Source organism: Pseudarthrobacter sp. NS4 (assembly GCF_024758005.1).
Lineage (GTDB): Bacteria > Actinomycetota > Actinomycetes > Actinomycetales > Micrococcaceae > Arthrobacter.
Genome location: NZ_CP103288.1, coordinates 130,195 through 147,217 on the forward strand (window position 1 = coordinate 130,195; position 17,023 = coordinate 147,217).

Consider the following 17,023-nt stretch of genomic DNA (forward strand, 5'->3'; position numbering starts at 1 on the left):
CAGCGGTGGATAACCCATGAGAATTGTCCCCGGCTGTGGGCAGCGGCACCGTACTGCTACACGGTAGAGCAGAGCGCCAGAATTAATTCCTACTGCTTCTGCAGCCCGGCAAGAGGCGGTTGTCAGGTTGGGGTGTGCCCTAACTGGGCTCAACTATTAGCCCTACAGCCTCGGTTTGCTTGTGGTGTATGTCTTGTCGTGGCGGATGACGGCTTCGTTTTCCTCGCTTCAGCCTGTTTCCCTGGCGCGTCCGGATGGACCTTTTGGTGCGGTACTTGGGGTGCAAGCTGGCAGCGGGGTTTCACCATTGTCGAACAAGCCGACATGTTCAGGGCGAACCTGCAGGCGGCCGCAGTGCGAGGACTATCCTGCTGACCGCCGCCGTAGGGCGGCGGTTCCCCATATGGCCAGCAACCCGCCTATCAGCAGCAGTCCGGCCTGCCCAGTATTCATGCCAGCCAACGATGTGGTCACCGGATCGCCCAGACCGAAGGCTGAATTGAAGAAGCCGCCCAAGGTGATCCCCGCAATGAGTAGCGCAGAGAGTGCAGAGACGCCGGTGACCAGGGCGTTGAAGCCCAATGTATGGCAAGGATGGTGCACAGCTGAGCGGTACAGCCGCGTCATGGCCACTCCGTTGAGCGAATCACAGAGAGTCATGGCAGCGGCGAAGGCAAGCGGCAGGGCCAGCAATGTGAGGGGCGAAACCCCGGCCAGGGACGCCGCGGTCGTCATCATCAGCAACCCAATGGTGGTGGCAGTATCAAAACCCAGCCCGAACAGGAATCCGATGACGTAGATGTGCCGCGGCCGACGGACACGGGAGAGCGGCCTGGCAAGGAGACGCGCCACTAAACCCTGCGCCTCGAGGTCCCGGGAATCAAAGCCACCTCCAGATCGCGCACTCCGGTACGCGCGGGCGGCACGAAAAAAGGCGGAGCCGTTGAATAGACCGATTGACAGCAGGAAGATCCCCGAAACGCCACTGCCGATCAGGCCTAGGACCAGGTTCGCGGCAGAATCCTCCTGCATGAACTGCTCCACCAGGCTCGCACCGGCAATGATCAGCGCGCCGGCCAGGATGACTACGGAACTGTGCCCGAGGCTGAAGGCGAAGCCTACGCTGACGGGGTCCTGCTGCTGTGCTACGAATTTGCGGGTGGCGTTGTCGATTGCGGCCAGGTGGTCCCAGTCGTAGCTGTGCTTTACGCCCGCAAGATACGCGGTGAGCACCAACCCCCACGCGAGCGGCTGCCCTCCGGGGCAGGGGCACCCAGCCATGAATGATGTGAGGGTACCGGTGAGCAGAAGCGCGACGGCGGCGGCATGGAGCGCAGCAACCGCAATGAAGGTGAACAGCACCCGCGTGCGGAACGGCAGGGTCTCCCGCTCGCGGTAGAGCACCGTCAGTTGCGTCAGCACGGTCATCAATATTTCCTCATGTTGAGAGGCTCCTGCCCGTGCCAGCGGTCGCGAAGCAACGCCGTGCAGGCACCCAACAGGCTGTTGAGCTCGCCCGTGGTGTTGGACAGCGATCGCAGCACCAGCCCGGTGGTTCCCGCAACCGTGCGGGTCAGGGAAACCCCGGAGTGGGCATCATGCCCGACGGTCAGGGCGTGAAGGTCATCGGCGAGCTCCTGGCCGACGCGCGGATCCACCACCACCAGGGATCCGAGGTGGCTGAACCCCTCCATGAAGCCCAGGCCGGTGACGTCGTTCAGCGGAGGCCGGATGAGCAGGTTGTCGAGTGCCAGGAGTTCGGTGCGATCACCCACCTGTACGTGGATTTCGTTTCGCAGCCGAAGCTCTTCGTACTTAAACGATGCCCCGTCCGGCGACCAGCCAGGAGTGATGATTTCGGCAATCACGAGGCTCGACGACGGATGCACCGTGATGTGGGCGCGTTGCCTGTAGCTGGCCTCCCGGTAGGCGATGAGCTGGTCAGGCATCAGTTCCAGCCGCGCCCCCTCCCCCAGCAGCAGGCTCATCCGCTGCTCGGCAAAGGACCCCGGAGTCCGGTAAACCTTGGTCGCGGACTGGGTAGTTAAATGTAGGTCAGCCCCGTCCCCCACCTCCACGTCGATGACGAACAGGTCTGCCCCTAGGTAAGCGCCACCAGGATTCACGAGCACATAACAAACCTGCCCGGAGTCGTCCAGATAGTGTGGCCGAAGCACCCGCAAAGCGCCCTGATGGAACTGCCGGGACGCAATGGACCTACCCCCCCGTACGGTGATGACGAGCTCAAGCACACCGCGCGGCGAGCCGACTGCAGAGGCGGCGGAGCCGGTTGCAGCCGCCGGAGTCGCTTCAGCCGCCGTCGTGCTCATGGAGCGAGGTCGAGCATCAGAACGTCGCGGCGCACCCAGTTGATGACAGCGTCCAGCCCTTCGTCAGTCTTCAGGTTGGTGAAGCAGAACGGCTTTTCGCCCCGGAACTCCTTTGAGTCGGCCTCCATAACCGACAAATCGGCGCCAACATGGGGAGCGAGGTCGGTTTTGTTGATGATGAAGAGATCGGACTTGATCATGCCTTGGCCGGCTTTGCGTGGGATCTTTTCGCCTTGGGCCACGTCGATGATGTAGATGGAGAAGTCCACGAGCTCCGGGCTGAAGGTCGCCGAGAGGTTATCGCCGCCGGACTCCACGAAAATGACCTGGAGGTCGGGGTGCCGGGCTTTGAGTTCCTCGATGGCGGCGGTGTTCATCGAGGTGTCTTCGCGGATGGCGGTGTGCGGGCAGCCGCCGGTTTCGACGCCGATGATCCTGTCCTCGGGAAGGATGCCGTTGGCAGCCAGGATTTTGGCGTCCTCGATGGTGTAGATGTCGTTGGTGATCGCGGCCATGGAGATTTCGGGGCTCATGTGGCGCGTGAGCCGCTCCACCAGCTGCGTTTTGCCGGCGCCCACAGGGCCGCCGATGCCGATTTTGATGGGTTCAGTCATGTTTTTCCTCCTGCTAGCTCATGAACATTCGGGCACGTTGGCGCTCGTGCCGCATCTGCGAAATTTCCAGCCCTGGGCTGAGTGCGCCGAAGTCGTCCGGCGTCAGGCGGGCGATCCGCTCGATGGCGGCAGCGACGTCGTCGGCCGCTTTCCGCAGCAGCCGCTGCCCGGCGTTTTGCCCGAGGGGGATGGCCCGGACGGCGTTCTGCGTCAGCGACGTGACGGTGGCGAAAAGGCACGCGGCCAGCGCTTCGGTCAGCGGCACGCCCAAGGAACGGGCGACGACGGCGAACGCCAGCGGCTGATGCCCGGCGGCCCGGCCCGTAGTCACCAGGTCCCGATAAAGTCCCAGCTCGGCCGAGGGAAAAACCTCGGTTCCGATCTCCAGCAGCCGCCCGCCCATCTTGACGCTGGCCTCCCTGACTTGGCGAGACAGCAGTTGCGCCGAAAGCAGGACATCAAGCTCCCCAACATCCCAGCCCTCGTAGAGGAACCGGATCGACAGCCCATCAGAGTAGGAAAGCTGCTGCGAGACAAATACAGAAAGCCAAACCCCAAACGAAGCCTCGTCACAAATGAGCTCCCGTTCGATGTACCCCTCAAACCCAAAAGAGTGAGCAAAAGCCCCGGTTGGAAGCGCGGAATCACAAAGCTGTTGCAGCGCGAGCTGATAAGTCATGACAACCCGCCGGGGGAACTAGTGCGAGTGTTCGGCATGGCGGAAGGGCACGGGCATGACGCGTTCCTGGCGGTCATAGGGCACTCCGGCGTGGACGAGGTAGTCCTCGACGGTGTGGTCGTAGGCGCATACCATGACCTCGGCCCCGTACTCCGAGGAAGCGTCGAAGAACTGGGCCTGGAGGTGCCGGTTGCCGAGCGAGTGTGCCACGACGCCCATGTCGTGGACGGACCGGGGCGCAATGACCAGGACGTCGGTGGGCAGCACCGACACCACGATCATGTTGGTTTCGGCAACGTGCAGGATGTCGCCGTCCCGCAGGTCTGCTGAGCCGGCCGCCAGGCGGATTCCGATTTCCTTGCCGTGGTCCGTGGTGACGCGCTGGATACGCTTGACCAGCTGGGCACTGGGCAGCACCACTTTCTCCCGGTGCAGGCCGGTGTAGGCAGCCAGGTCGGTTGTAGGCAGCTCGTGCAGGTTGCCGAGTACTTTTTCGATGATCACGTCAGGCTCCTGGTTGGCGGCTCGGTCAGAAGAGGAAGTAGCGCTGCGCCATCGGCAGCACGTCGGAGGGCTCACAGGTGACGTCGTCGCCGTCGACCGTCACCTTGTACGTTTCCGGGTCCACCTGGATCTCCGGCGTCGCATCGTTGTATTTGAGGTCCGCCTTGCTCAACGTCCGGATCCCGGAGACGGGACGGATGACCTTTTCCAGGCCCAGCTCCTGGGGCACGCCGGCGTCGATTGCTGCCTGGGACAGGAAGGTGATGGAGGACTGCTGCACGGCCTTGCCGAACGCGGCGAACATGGGGCGCATGGTGCGTGGCTGCGGGGTGGGTATGGAGGCGTTGGCGTCGCCCATCAGTGCGTAGGCGATCTGGCCGCCCTTGAGGACCAGCTCGGGCTTCACGCCGAAGAACGCCGGATCCCAGAGCACCAGGTCGGCAAATTTGCCTTCCTCCACCGAGCCGATGGAGTCCGCCATGCCCTGGGCGATGGCCGGGTTGATGGTGTACTTCGCAACGTAGCGCTTGAGGCGGAAGTTGTCGCTGCCTGCCGAGCCGTGGACACCGCCGTCGGGATCTTCCAAAATCCCGCGCTGTTTCTTCATTTTGTCCGCCACCTGCCAGGTGCGGGTGATGACCTCGCCCACGCGTCCCATTGCCTGGGAGTCGGAGGAGGTGATGGAGAAGATGCCCAGGTCCTGGAGGACGTCCTCGGCGGCGATGGTTTCGGCCCGGATGCGCGAGTCGGCGAAGGCCACGTCCTCGGGGATGTCCGGGTTGAGGTGGTGGCAGACCATGAGCATGTCCAGGTGCTCTTCGATGGTGTTCCGCGTGTACGGGAGCGTGGGGTTGGTGGAGGCGGGCAGGACGTTGGGCAGCCCGGCGATCCTGATGATGTCCGGCGCGTGCCCGCCACCGGCGCCCTCGGTGTGGAATGTATGGATAACCCGGCCGTCGATGGCGCGGATGGTGTCTTCCACGAAGCCGCACTCATTGAGCGTGTCGGTGTGGATGGCCACTTGGACGTCGAACTCGTCGGCCACCTTCAGGGAGGTGTCGATCGAGGACGTGGTGGAGCCCCAGTCCTCGTGGACCTTAAGGCCGATGGCGCCGGCCCGGATCTGTTCAGCCAGGGGCTCGAGGGCGGACGCGTGGCCCTTTCCGAAAAGACCGATGTTGATGGGCAGCCCCTCGGCAGCCTGCAGCATACGCTGGATGTGCCATTTACCGGGAGTGACGGTCGTGGCTTTCGTGCCCTCGGCAGGACCCGTGCCACCGCCCACCATGGTGGTCACGCCGCTGCTGAGGGCCGTGGGAACCTGGTCCGGGGAGATGAAGTGGATGTGGCTGTCAACGCCGCCGGCGGTGAGGATCCTTCGCTCGCCGGCAATGATCTCAGTGCTCGGCCCGATCACGATATCCACGCCGTCGCTGATCTGCGGGTTACCGGCCTTGCCGATCCTGAAGATGTGGCCGTCCCGGAGCGCGACATCGGCCTTGTAGATGCCGGTGTAATCGAGGATCACCGCATTGGTGATGACGGTGTCCGGTACGCCACCTGAACTAACAGCCTGGGGGCCGCCGTCGCGGGTTACCTGTCCGTTCTGGCCCATGCCGTCCCGGATCACCTTGCCGCCGCCGAACACCACTTCCTCCCCGTAGACGGTGAGGTCCTTTTCGATGTCGAGGAACAGTTCGGTGTCCGCCAGGCGGATAGAATCACCGGTGGTGGGTCCGTACAGGTCCGCGTACTGCCGGCGGGGAATCTCGAAGCTCACATGTTTCCTTTCACGGCGGCGTCCGTGCTCTGAGGATCGAGTGGACCGTTGACGGCGTTGCTGAGGCCATACACCTCGCGGCTTCCCGCCAGCTCAATGAGCCGGACGGTCTTGCCGTCCCCCGGCTCAAACCGGGCTGCTGTGCCGGCGGGGATGTCCAGGCGTCGGCCGTGGGCGGCTTTCCGGTCGAACTCCAGGGCAGGATTTGCTTCGGCGAAGTGGAAATGGGAACCCACCTGCACGGGACGGTCACCGCGGTTGGTCACGACGACGTCCACCGCCTTCCGCCCGGCGTTCACCGTCACCGGTTCGGACCTGAGTACATACTCACCTGGGATCATGGCCTGCCCTAGCGGATCGGATCGTGGACTGTGACGAGCTTGGTGCCGTCCGGGAACGTGGCCTCGATCTGGACGTCGTGGACCATTTCCGGAACGCCTTCCATCACCTCGTCGCGGGTCAGCACAGTGGTCCCGTAGCTCATCAGGTCTGCCACTGTGCGGCCGTCCCGGGCACCCTCGATCAGTTCATAACTGATGATGGCCACAGCCTCCGGGAAGTTCAGTTTGAGGCCGCGGGCCTGGCGGCGCCGCGCAAGATCGGCGGCCACCACAATCATGAGCTTTTCCTGCTCACGGGGCATCAGGTGCATTACGAGTCCCTTCTGTAGATGGCCAGGGCCGCGGTCTGATTAATGTACTCAGGTGACGTTTCGTGCAGGTTTCCGTGACAAGGGTGTTGCCTAGGCGTATTGCCGTGAGGGCTGGTGGGTGAGGCGGATCTGGCGGTTGACGTCCTTGTAGAGGAGGTACCGGAACGGTCCGGGGCCGCCAGCGTAGCAGGCCTGCGGGCAGAAGGCGCGGAGCCATGAAGTCGCCTGCCTCCACTTCCACCCAGTCATCGTTCAGCCGGTAGACGGCCTTGCCTTCGAGGACAAACAGGCCGTGCTCCATCACGTGTGTTTCCGCGAACGGGATGGTGCCGCCGGGCTGGAAGGTGACGATGTTGACGTGCATGTTTCGGTGTCACCATCGAAGCCGGCCCTCAGCCCGGCTTCTACATGTCGGGCGACATCCGGGGCGGACAGTGAGCCCTTGAACTTGTCAGAGGCAATCAGCACGCGCATGTCCCGCGACTCCCTTCAATGCCCTAATCCAGCAGCGCGATGATCGCTGTGGGTGCATCCTCGCCCTTGGCGGCCAGATCTTCGAACTCGGTTATGGCGTTGATTTCCACACCCATGGAGATGTTGGTGATCTTTTCCAGGATCACTTCGACCACCACGGGCACCTGGAACTCGCCCATCATTGTTTTGGCCTTGTCGAAGGCGGCGGCGAGGTCGTTGGGGTCCTCCACGCGCACGGCTTTGCAGCCCAGGCCTTCGGCCACCTTGAGGTGGTCCACGCCGTAGCCGCGGGTGTCCTCGGACAGGTGCGTGCTGTTGATGTTGTCGAATGCCAGGGACACGTTCTGTTCCATGTTGAAGCCGCGCTGGGACTGGCGGATCAGGCCCAGGTAGGAGTTGTTCACCACCACGTGGATGTAGGGGAGGTTGAACTGCGCGCCCACAGCGAGTTCCTCGATCATGAACTGGAAGTCGTAGTCCCCGGACAGGGCTACAACGGTCTCATCCGGCTTGCCGCGCACGACGCCCAAGGCGGCCGGGCCGGTCCAGCCCAGGGGGCCTGCCTGGCCGGCGTTGATCCACTTGCGCGGGCCGAACACGTGCAGCATCTGGGCGCCGGCGATCTGGGACAGGCCGATGGTGGACACGTAGGTGGTGTCGCGGCCGAAGGACTTGTTGATCTCCTCGTACACGCGCTGCGGCTTGATGGGAATGTTCTCGAAGTGGGTCTTGCGCTGCAGCGAACCCTTGCGGTCCTGGCATTCGGCAACCCACGCCGTGTAGTCCGGCAGGGACCCTGCAGCCTTGCGCTCTTTGGCGAGCTCAACCAGCCCGGCCAGCGCCGCGCCGGCGTCGGACGCGATGCCCAGGTCCGGTGAGAACACGCGGCCGATCTGGGTGGGCTCAATGTCGATGTGCACGAACTTCCGGCCTGCCGTGTAGGTCTCCAGGCCGCCGGTGTGGCGGTTGGCCCAGCGGTTGCCGATGCCGATCACGAAGTCGCTCTGCAGGTAGTTCTCGTTGCCGTAGCGGTGGCTGGTCTGCAGGCCCACCATGCCGGCCATGAGCTGGTGGTCGTCCGGGATGGTGCCCCAGCCCATCAGGGTGGGGATGACCGGAACGTTGAGGATTTCGGCCAGTTCCACCAGTTGCGCGGAGGCGCCGGCGTTGATGATGCCGCCGCCGGCCACGATCAGCGGGTGCTGCGCAGCGGTGAGCATGTCCAGGGCCTTTTCCAGCTGCTTGCGGGAGGCCTTGGGCTTCTCGACGGGCAGGGGCTCGTAGGTGTCGATGTCGAATTCGATCTCGGCCTGCTGCACGTCGATGGGCAGGTCCAGCAGGACGGGGCCGGGGCGGCCGGAGCGCATCAGCTGGAAGGCCTTCTGGAAGGCGCCGGGAACCTGGCCGGGCTCCAGGACGGTCATGGCCATCTTGGTGACGGGCTTGGCGATGGACTCGATGTCCACGGCCTGGAAGTCTTCCTTGTGCAGCTTGGCCACGGGGGCCTGGCCGGTGATGCAGAGCATGGGGATGGAGTCGGCCCAGGCGGCGTACAGGCCGGTGATCATGTCGGTGCCGGCGGGGCCGGAGGTGCCGATGCAGATGCCAATGTTGCCGTCCTTGGCCCGGCTGTAGCCGTCGGCCATGTGGCTGGCGCCTTCAACGTGGCGGGCCAGGGTGTGGCGGATGCCGCCGTGGGCGCGCATGGCGGAGTAGAAGGGGTTGATTGCCGCGCCTGGCAGGCCGAACGCCTCGATGGCGCCTTCCTTTTCCAGGATGGCAACCGCTGCATCAACGGTACGCATCTTGCTCATGGTGTGCTCCTACTTAAGTCTGGTGGGAAAACCTGTTTTTGGGTGTGCTGAAGGAAAGCCAACGGTCGAGCCCGGCGGAACCGAAACCTACTTCCGGCCGGAGAGCTGGAGGACCTGCTTGAAGAGTCCGGAGTGGTCCAGTGCGCCGTCGCCCTGGTTGACGGTGGCGGCGACGAGTTGTGCGACGACGGCGCCGAGGGGGACGGCGACGTTGGCTTCGCGGGCGGCGGAGGTGACGATGCCGAGGTCCTTGTGGTGGAGGGCGAGGCGGAAGCCGGGCTCGAAGTTGCGGTCGAGCATCTTCTGGCCCTTCTGGTCCAGGACCTTTGAGCCGGCCAGGCCGCCGCCGAGGACCTTGAGGGCGGCGTCGGTGTCCACGCCGTAGGCCTCGAGGAAGGCGATGGCTTCGCCGAGGACTTCGATGTTGACGGCGACGATGAGCTGGTTGGCTGCCTTGACGGTCTGGCCGGAGCCGGAGGGGCCAACGTGGACGATGGTCTTGCCGACGGCGTTCAGGACATCGGAGGCTGCGTCGAAGTCCTCCTTGTCGCCGCCGACCATGATGGAAAGGACGGCGTCGATGGCGCCCTGCTCACCGCCGCTCACCGGTGCATCAAGCGGCCGGATGCCAGCCTCTTTCGCGTCGTCGGCGAGGCGCTTGGCGACGTCGGGGCGGATGCTGGACGCTTCAATCCACAAGGTACCCTTCTTCGCGTTGGCGAAGAGACCGTCCTCGCCGCTGACCACACCCTCAACGTCGGGGGAATCCGGGACCATGGTGATCACGACGTCGGCGTCCTTGACGGCGTCAGCGATGCTGCTGGCGCCCTTGCCGCCTTCGGAAACGAGCTCGTCGATCTTGTCCTGGCTGCGGTTGAAGCCGGTGACGGTGTGGCCGGCCTTAACCAGGTTGATGGCCATGGGCAGGCCCATAATTCCAAGCCCGATAACTGCAACGTTGCTCATGATGGTTCCTTTTCTGGAGTGTTTCTAACTCAGAGGCTGTGGGGTGCCGTGGGATTGTTCGTCGTGACAGGGCGTTCCGGGACGACCCAACTGAAGGCCGTTTCCTGCGGTTCCTTGTATTCGAGGCCGATGTAGCCCTCGTAGCCGAGTTCGCGGCTGCGGGCGATCCACTCACGCAGGGGGAGGGTGCCGGTACCGGGTGCGCCTCGGCCCGGGTTGTCGGCAATCTGGATGTGGCCGAAGTCCCTGGCGTGGTTTTCGATCACGGAGTCCACATCGTCGCCATTGACTGCAAGATGGTAGAAGTCCGCCAAAAGCTTGATGTTGCCGACGCCGGCCTCGGCCTTGACGCGGGCGATGACCTTGAGTGCGTCTTCAGCGGTGAGGAGCGGATACCTGGGTGCCCCGCTGACGGGTTCGAGGAGGACGGTGCCGCCGATACGGGCGACACCTTCGGCTGCAGCGGCCAGGTTCTCGGCGCCGATGGCATCCTGCTTCTCAACCGATTCGCCGTCGATCCGGTTTCCGTAGAGGGCGTTGAAGGCCTTGCAGCCCAGGCGCTCACCGATGCCGGCCACGACGTCGATGTTGTCCTGGAACTCTGCGGAGCGCGCGGGCCAGGAAACCAGACCGCGGTCCCCGCCGGGCATGTTGCCGGCGTTGAAGTTCAGGCCCGTGAGCTGAACGCCGGCGTCCTTGATGGCGCGCTCGAACTCGGTGACCTGGGCATCGGTGGGGACGGAGGACTCAAAGGGCCACCAGAACTCAACAGCGTCAAAACCGGCAGCCTTCGCTGCGGCGGGGCGTTCCAGGAGCGGCAGTTCGGTCAAGAGGATGGAGCAGTTCACGGTGTACGTCATCACATTTCTCTCCTGATTCAATCCACTTTCAAAGTCAAAGGTGCTCCGACTCTAGCCAGTCATTAGGTAGTTATCGATGGCCTGGTCCAAGCTCTCGGGCCGGGCTGATTTTGGATGAAGGGTCAGGCTTCTGGGTCAGGCGGATCTGGGCGGTTGACCTCTTTGTAAAGCAGGTAGCGGAGCGCCGGACTGGAACGTCACGGTGTTCACATGCATGTCGTGGGCGGGGTCGTCCGGGTCCACGGCTCAGTCCACCAGTTCGTAAGCCGGAGTGGTGAGGAAGTCCATGTAGTCCTCGGAAAGACAGATGTCCGCGATCAGGCTGCTCGCCGGCTGATAGTAGCGCTCGAAGGCTTCCTCGCCCACCTCGCCGCGCAGCTTTTGGGTTTCCTCGGTCAGGATCTGCGAGACCAGTTCGCGGGTGACCTTATTGCCGGTATCGGCCAGCACCACGCCGTTGCGGATCTGCTGCCAGACCTGGGACCGTGAGATTTCGGCAGTGGCCGCGTCCTCCATCAGGTTGTGGATTGCCACGGCACCGTTTCCGGAGAGCCACACGGCGGTGTAGGCCACGGCCACGTAGAGGTTCAGGCGCAGGCCTGATTCGGTAACCTGCCCTTCCGCGGATGCCACGTCCAGCAGCTGGTCAGCGGTGACGTTCACTTCCGGCCGCTGCCTGTCGAGCTGGTTCGGCTTGTCACCGAGGACTGCGTCGAAGACTTCGCGGCAGGTGGGCACCAGGTCCGGGTGGGCAACCCAGGAGCCGTCGAACCCGTCGTTGGCTTCGCGGGTCTTGTCCGCGCGGACCTTGGCAAAGGCTGCCTCGGTCACCTCCGGGTGGCGGCGGTTGGGGATCACGGCGGCCATGCCGCCCATGGCGAAGGCGCCGCGCTTGTGGCATGTCTTGACCAGCAGTTCGGTGTAGGCGCGCATGAACGGCGCCGTCATTGCCACCGAGGCACGGTCCGGCAGGACGAATTCCTCGCCGGCGTCCCGGAAGTACTTGATGATGCTGAACAGGTAGTCCCAGCGCCCGGCGTTCAGGCCGGAGGCGTGGTCACGGAGTTCGTAGAGGATCTCGTCCATTTCGAACGCGGCCGGGATGGTTTCAATCAGCACGGTGGCGCGGATGGTGCCCTGGTTCAGCCCGAGGTAGTCCTGGGCGAACACAAAGACGTCGTTCCACAACCGTGCCTCGAGGTGGCTCTCCATCTTGGGCAGGTAGTAGTACGGGCCCTGGCCGTTGAGGACCAGCTGCTTGGCCACATGGAAGAAGTGCAGGCCGAAGTCCACCAGGGCACCCACGGCCGGCTGGCCGTCGATGATCATGTGCTTTTCCTGCATGTGCCAGCCGCGGGGACGGGCCACGACAACGGCGAGCGGCGCGTCCGTGCGGAGGCGGTATTCCTTGCCCTCCCCGGAGGTGTAGCCCAGGGTGCCCTGCGCGGCATCGCGGAGGTTCAGGATGGCGTCGATGACGTTCCCCCAAGTGGGTGTGCTGGCGTCCTCAAGGTCCGCCAGCCACACCTTGGCGCCGGAGTTGAGGGCGTTGATGGCCATCTTTGCCGGGGAAGCGGGGCCGGTCATCTCAACGCGGCGGTCCTGCAGGGCTGCGGGCGCCGGTGCGACCTTCCAGTCGCCGTCGCGCACATCCTGCGTTTCCGGCAGGAAGTCCAGCTTTCCGGTCTCGGCCACCCGCCGGCGCCTGACGGCGCGGGCCGCCAGGAGTTCATTGCGGGTGCCGGCAAAGCGCGTGTGAAGTTCCTCCACGAAAGCAAGCGCCTTGGGGGTGAGGATCTCCTCCGCACGCTCGATTGGCCGCGGGTTTGGAACAGCTATGGGCATTTCTGTTCCTCCTTAGACAGTCCGGGCTGTGCTTGCGGCGGCAGCGGCGCCTGCCACTGCGGAGGCGACGTCTGCGGCCACATGGGGGTCAAAGACGCTGGGGATAATGTAGCTGGCATTCAGCTCGTCGTCAGCCACCCGGTTGGCGATGGCATCCGCGGCGGCCACCAGCATCTCCGGGATGATGTCGGATGCGCCGGCGTCCAGCAGCCCGCGGAAGAAACCGGGGAAGGCCAGCACGTTGTTGATCTGGTTGGGGAAGTCGCTGCGGCCGGTGGCCACCACGGTCGCGTGCCTTGACGCGATAACGGGGTCGATCTCCGGTGTGGGGTTGGCCATGGCAAAGACGATGGCGTCCGCCGCCATGGAGGCCACCTGTTCCTCGCCGATCACATGCGGGGCGCTGACGCCGATGAACACGTCGGCTCCCTTGAGGGCCTCGTGCAGCGTGCCGGAGAAGCCTTCCCCGTTGGTGTTGGCGGCAATCCAGCTGCGGTGTTCGTCGCCGTATTCTTCACCCGAGTGGATGGCGCCGGAGCGGCCGGCCGCGACGATGTGCCGGGCGCCCTGGGCTTTCAGGAGCTGGATGATGGCGGAACCGGCGGCGCCGACACCGGAGACGACGATTTTCACCTCGGAGAGCTTCTTGTCGACGACGCGGAGGGCGTTAACCAGGGCGGCGAGGGTGACGATGGCGGTGCCGTGCTGATCGTCGTGGAACACCGGGATGTCCAGTTCCTCGCGAAGCCGGTTTTCGATCTCGAAGCAACGCGGGGCGGCGATGTCCTCGAGGTTGACGCCGCCGTAGACAGGGGCCAGTGCCTTGACGATGCTGATGATTTCCTCGGTGTCCTGGGTGTCCAGGCAGACCGGCCACGCGTCGACGTTCGCAAACTGCTTAAACAGCGCCGCCTTGCCTTCCATCACCGGAAGCGCGGCGGCAGGGCCAATGTTGCCCAGGCCCAGCACGGCCGAACCGTCCGTGACCACGGCGATCGTGTTGCGCTTGACCGTAAGGTTCCGGGCGGCGTCAGGGTTTTCGGCGATGGCCAGACACACGCGGGCGACGCCAGGAGTGTAGGCGCGGGAGAGATCGTCGCGGTTGCGCAGAGCCACCTTGGGAATAACCTCAAGCTTGCCGCCCAGGTGCATCAGGAAGGTGCGGTCCGAAACGTTGCGGACCTTAACTCCCTCAAGCGCGTTGAGGGCGTCCTTGACCCGGTTGGCGTGCTCGTCATCCGTGGTGTTGCAGGTGACGTCCACCACCAGGGTCTCGTGGTGGGACTCGGTGACGTCCAGCGCCGTGATGGCCGCCCCGGCCGCACCAACGGCCGCAGCGAGCTCGCTGGTGGCGCTGAAGCTGGACGGCGCCTCAACGCGCAGGGTGATCGAATTTCCGGGGCTGGGGTTCGCCATTGCAGGTCCTTCTGGTAGTGCCCGGTGCTTGGGCTGCTTAATTCGGTCGTCTTAATTCAGGAATTCATGTGAGTATCTGGACTACAAAGACTTGGATTGTTTCGTTCCGCCCGTATCACCGCATCAGGCCTCTCCTCCGGCGTTGCCGGTGGTCCCGGCATTGACGTTGTGCAGCCGGTACTTCTCGATCGCCTTGATGGGAGCCTGTGCGTCCACCTCACCGCGGCGGGCCAGCATCTCCAGGGAACGCACCACGATGGAGTGGGTGTCGTTTTTGAAGTAGCGGCGGGCTGCTGCGCGGGTGTCGGAGAAGCCGAAGCCGTCGGCGCCGAGGGTGGCGAATTCGTTGGGGACGAATTGGCGGATTTGGTCGGGGACGGCTTTCATGTAGTCGGACACGGCGACGACGGGTCCGGTGGCGCCTTCGAGTTGTTGGGTGACGAAGGGTACGCGTGTGGGTTCGCCGGGGTTGAGGAAGGCTTCTTCTTCGGCGGCGAGGCCGTCGCGTCGGAGTTCGTTCCAGGAGGTGACGGACCAGACGTCGGCGGAGACGGACCAGTCTTCGGCGAGGATCCGCTGGGCTTCGAGGGCCCAGGGGACGGAGACGCCGGAGGCCAGGATCTGGGTGCGGGGGCCGTCGATTTTGGCGGGGGCGAGCAGGTAGATGCCCTTGATGACGCCTTCGGTGTCCAGTTCTTCGGGTTCGGCGGGCTGGGTGATCGGTTCGTTGTACACGGTGAGGTAGTACATCAGGTTCCGGTCGGTGGAGTCCGGTCCGTACATCCGTTCCAGGCCGTCGCGGATGATGTGGCCCATTTCGTAGCCGTAGGCGGGGTCGTAGGTGACCACGGCGGGGTTGGTGGAGGCCAGCAGGGGGGAGTGGCCGTCGGCGTGCTGGAGGCCTTCGCCGGTGAGGGTGGTCCGGCCTGCGGTGGCGCCGATGATGAAGCCGCGGGTCATTTGGTCCGCGGCTGCCCAGAAGGCGTCGCCGGTGCGCTGGAAGCCGAACATGGAGTAGAACACGTAGACCGGGACCAGGGGCACGCCGTGGGTGGCGTACGCGGTTCCGGCGGCGGTGAACGCTGCCACGGCGCCGGCTTCGTTGATCCCGGGGTGGATCAGTTGGCCCTGGGCGGATTCCTTGTAGGCCAGGACCAGGTCCCGGTCCACGGACAGGTAGTTCTGCCCGCCCGGGTTGTAGATCTTCGCCGTCGGGAAGAACGCGTCCATGCCGAACGTGCGCGCCTCGTCCGGGATGATCGGAGCGATGTGCTTGCCGAAGTTCTTATCCCGCATCAGGTCCTTGAGCAGGCGGACGAAGGCCATGGTGGTGGCAGCCTGCTGCTTGCCGGAGCCCCGCTTGGCAACGTCAAAAGTCTTGGACTCAGGCAGCTCAACGGCCTGGTGGTTCGGCCGGCGTTCGGGGACGGCGCCCCCGAGTGCCCTGCGCCGCTCGTGGAGATAAACAATCTCCGGGGCGTCATGGCCGGGATGGAAATACGGCGGGCTGTAGGGATCCTCCTCCAGGCGGGCATCGGAAATCGGAATTCGAAGGTAGTCCCTGAATTCCTTCAGGTCATCCAGGGTGAGTTTTTTCATCTGGTGGGTGGCGTTGCGGCCTTCGAAGTGGGGTCCGAGTCCGTAGCCCTTGACGGTTTTGGCGAGGATGACGGTGGGTTTGCCCTTGAATTCGGTGGCTGCCTTGTACGCGGCGTAGACCTTGCGGTAGTCGTGGCCGCCGCGTTTGAGGTTCCAGATCTGGTCATCGGTCAGGTCAGCGACCAGGTCCTTGGTGGCCGGGTCCTTGCCGAAGAAGTGTTCGCGGACGAACCCGCCGGATTCGGCCTTGTAGGTCTGGTAGTCCCCGTCGGGGGTTTCGTTCATGATCTTCACCAGCGGGCCGTCGGCGTCGCGGGAGAGCAGTTCGTCCCATTCCCGGCCCCAGACGACCTTGATCACGTTCCAGCCCGCGCCGCGGAAGAACGCTTCGAGTTCCTGCATGATCTTGCCGTTGCCGCGCACCGGCCCGTCCAGGCGCTGGAGGTTGCAGTTGATCACGAAGTTCAGGTTGTCCAGGTTCTCGTTCGCGGCGAGCTGGAGCAGGCCGCGGGACTCGGGCTCGTCCATTTCCCCGTCACCCAAAAACGCCCAGACCTGCTGGTCCGAGGTGTCTTTCAGGCCCCGGTTGTGCAGGTACCGGTTGGACTGGGCCTGGTAGATCGCGTTCATCGGCCCGATACCCATCGAGACCGTGGGGAATTCCCAGAACTCCGGCATCAACCGTGGGTGCGGGTAGGAGGAGAGGGCATGGCCCTGGCGGGACTTTTCCTGCCGGAACCCGTCCAGGTCCTCCTCGGACAGGCGGCCTTCCATGAACGCCCTGGCGTACATGCCCGGGGACGCGTGGCCCTGGAAAAACACCTGGTCCCCGCCGCCGGGATGGTCCTTGCCGCGGAAGAAGTGGTTGAAACCCACCTCGTACAGCGTCGCCGCGCCGGCGTAAGTGGAAATGTGCCCGCCGACCCCGATGTTGGCCCGCTGCGCCCGGTGCACCATCACCGCGGCGTTCCACCGCATGTACGCCCGGTACCGGCGCTCGTACTCCTCATTGCCCGGGAACTCCGCTTCCTGGTCCACCGGGATCGTGTTCACGTAATCGGTAGTGGTCACCATCGGCACCCCGACACTCTGCGCACCCGCACGCTGCAGCAGGCTCCGCATGATGTATTGGGCACGCTCGGTGCCCTGTTCCCTGATCAACGAATCCAGGGACTCAACCCACTCGGCAGTCTCTTCCGGATCACGATCAGGCAGCTGGTTAGTCAACCCGCTGAGGATATGGGAGCTATCTTCGCCTGCAGCCACATCCAACCTCTCTTAGATACTTGTTGCGCACTTTGTCCGGTGGTCAGGGCGGAAAACAACCCTCTGTAGTTGGAGCTCCCCGGTTTGCCCCTCACCTAATGTCCCCTGACGTTTATGTCTCCCGCCCGTGGACCTTTGTGTCTGCCGCCGGTTAGGTGCCCGCCGGGGCTGGCCGGTGACAGTGTTGGCCTGCAGGTGCTTACCTTGGAGGGTGGACAGGCCGA

At 64.3% G+C, this 17,023-nt stretch carries 14 protein-coding genes and 2 pseudogenes; all 16 read right to left on the reverse strand.

The window, feature by feature from the left end; genetic code table 11:
• Nucleotides 1-363: 363 nt before the first annotated feature.
• Nucleotides 364-1,428 carry a HoxN/HupN/NixA family nickel/cobalt transporter gene (locus NXY83_RS00585; protein WP_258804192.1) on the reverse strand — a complete coding sequence of 355 codons (1,065 nt, stop codon included), beginning with the start codon at nt 1,426-1,428 and terminating at the stop codon, nt 364-366.
• Nucleotides 1,428-2,330, reverse strand: a complete 903-nt coding sequence (locus NXY83_RS00590; protein WP_258804193.1) for an urease accessory protein UreD — start codon at nt 2,328-2,330, stop codon at nt 1,428-1,430. The genes NXY83_RS00585 and NXY83_RS00590 overlap by 1 nt, the downstream gene beginning before the upstream one ends.
• Nucleotides 2,327-2,944: an urease accessory protein UreG gene (gene ureG, locus NXY83_RS00595; RefSeq protein ID WP_258804194.1), complete on the reverse strand. Its 618-nt coding sequence runs from the start codon at nt 2,942-2,944 to the stop codon at nt 2,327-2,329. The genes NXY83_RS00590 and ureG overlap by 4 nt, the downstream gene beginning before the upstream one ends.
• A gap of 13 nt (nt 2,945-2,957) precedes the next feature.
• Nucleotides 2,958-3,623 (reverse strand): urease accessory protein UreF, encoded by a 666-nt coding sequence (locus NXY83_RS00600; RefSeq protein WP_258804195.1) that lies wholly within the window; start codon nt 3,621-3,623, stop codon nt 2,958-2,960.
• A gap of 18 nt (nt 3,624-3,641) precedes the next feature.
• Nucleotides 3,642-4,127 carry an urease accessory protein UreE gene (gene ureE, locus NXY83_RS00605; RefSeq protein WP_258804196.1) on the reverse strand — a complete coding sequence of 162 codons (486 nt, stop codon included), beginning with the start codon at nt 4,125-4,127 and terminating at the stop codon, nt 3,642-3,644.
• A 25-nt stretch (nt 4,128-4,152) separates the two neighbouring features.
• Entirely contained in the window at nt 4,153-5,907 is a 1,755-nt protein-coding gene (ureC, locus tag NXY83_RS00610) for an urease subunit alpha (RefSeq protein ID WP_258804197.1), read from the reverse strand.
• A complete protein-coding gene (locus tag NXY83_RS00615) occupies nt 5,904-6,248 on the reverse strand; it encodes an urease subunit beta (protein WP_258804198.1) in 345 nt (114 codons plus the stop codon). The genes ureC and NXY83_RS00615 overlap by 4 nt, the downstream gene beginning before the upstream one ends.
• A gap of 8 nt (nt 6,249-6,256) precedes the next feature.
• Entirely contained in the window at nt 6,257-6,559 is a 303-nt protein-coding gene (locus NXY83_RS00620; RefSeq protein WP_258804199.1) for an urease subunit gamma, read from the reverse strand.
• A gap of 90 nt (nt 6,560-6,649) precedes the next feature.
• Nucleotides 6,650-6,926: pseudogene (locus NXY83_RS00625) on the reverse strand (cupin domain-containing protein); the annotation flags it as partial.
• 14 nt (nt 6,927-6,940) lie between these two features.
• Nucleotides 6,941-7,033, reverse strand: a pseudogene (locus NXY83_RS20960) (glycerate kinase); the annotation flags it as partial.
• Between the two features lie 23 nt (nt 7,034-7,056).
• Complete coding sequence (gene gcl / locus NXY83_RS00630; RefSeq protein ID WP_258804200.1) at nt 7,057-8,847, reverse strand: glyoxylate carboligase; 1,791 nt, start codon at nt 8,845-8,847, stop codon at nt 7,057-7,059.
• Between the two features lie 87 nt (nt 8,848-8,934).
• Nucleotides 8,935-9,813 carry a 2-hydroxy-3-oxopropionate reductase gene (locus NXY83_RS00635; protein WP_258804201.1) on the reverse strand — a complete coding sequence of 293 codons (879 nt, stop codon included), beginning with the start codon at nt 9,811-9,813 and terminating at the stop codon, nt 8,935-8,937.
• Nucleotides 9,814-9,842: 29 nt separating this feature from the next.
• Entirely contained in the window at nt 9,843-10,673 is an 831-nt protein-coding gene (locus NXY83_RS00640; RefSeq protein WP_258806378.1) for a hydroxypyruvate isomerase family protein, read from the reverse strand.
• A 246-nt stretch (nt 10,674-10,919) separates the two neighbouring features.
• Nucleotides 10,920-12,518: a malate synthase A gene (aceB, locus tag NXY83_RS00645; RefSeq protein ID WP_258804202.1), complete on the reverse strand. Its 1,599-nt coding sequence runs from the start codon at nt 12,516-12,518 to the stop codon at nt 10,920-10,922.
• Between the two features lie 12 nt (nt 12,519-12,530).
• Nucleotides 12,531-13,934 (reverse strand): NAD-dependent malic enzyme, encoded by a 1,404-nt coding sequence (locus tag NXY83_RS00650; RefSeq protein ID WP_258804203.1) that lies wholly within the window; start codon nt 13,932-13,934, stop codon nt 12,531-12,533.
• A 123-nt stretch (nt 13,935-14,057) separates the two neighbouring features.
• Nucleotides 14,058-16,799: a pyruvate dehydrogenase (acetyl-transferring), homodimeric type gene (gene aceE, locus NXY83_RS00655; RefSeq protein ID WP_258804204.1), complete on the reverse strand. Its 2,742-nt coding sequence runs from the start codon at nt 16,797-16,799 to the stop codon at nt 14,058-14,060.
• Nucleotides 16,800-17,023: the final 224 nt, after the last annotated feature.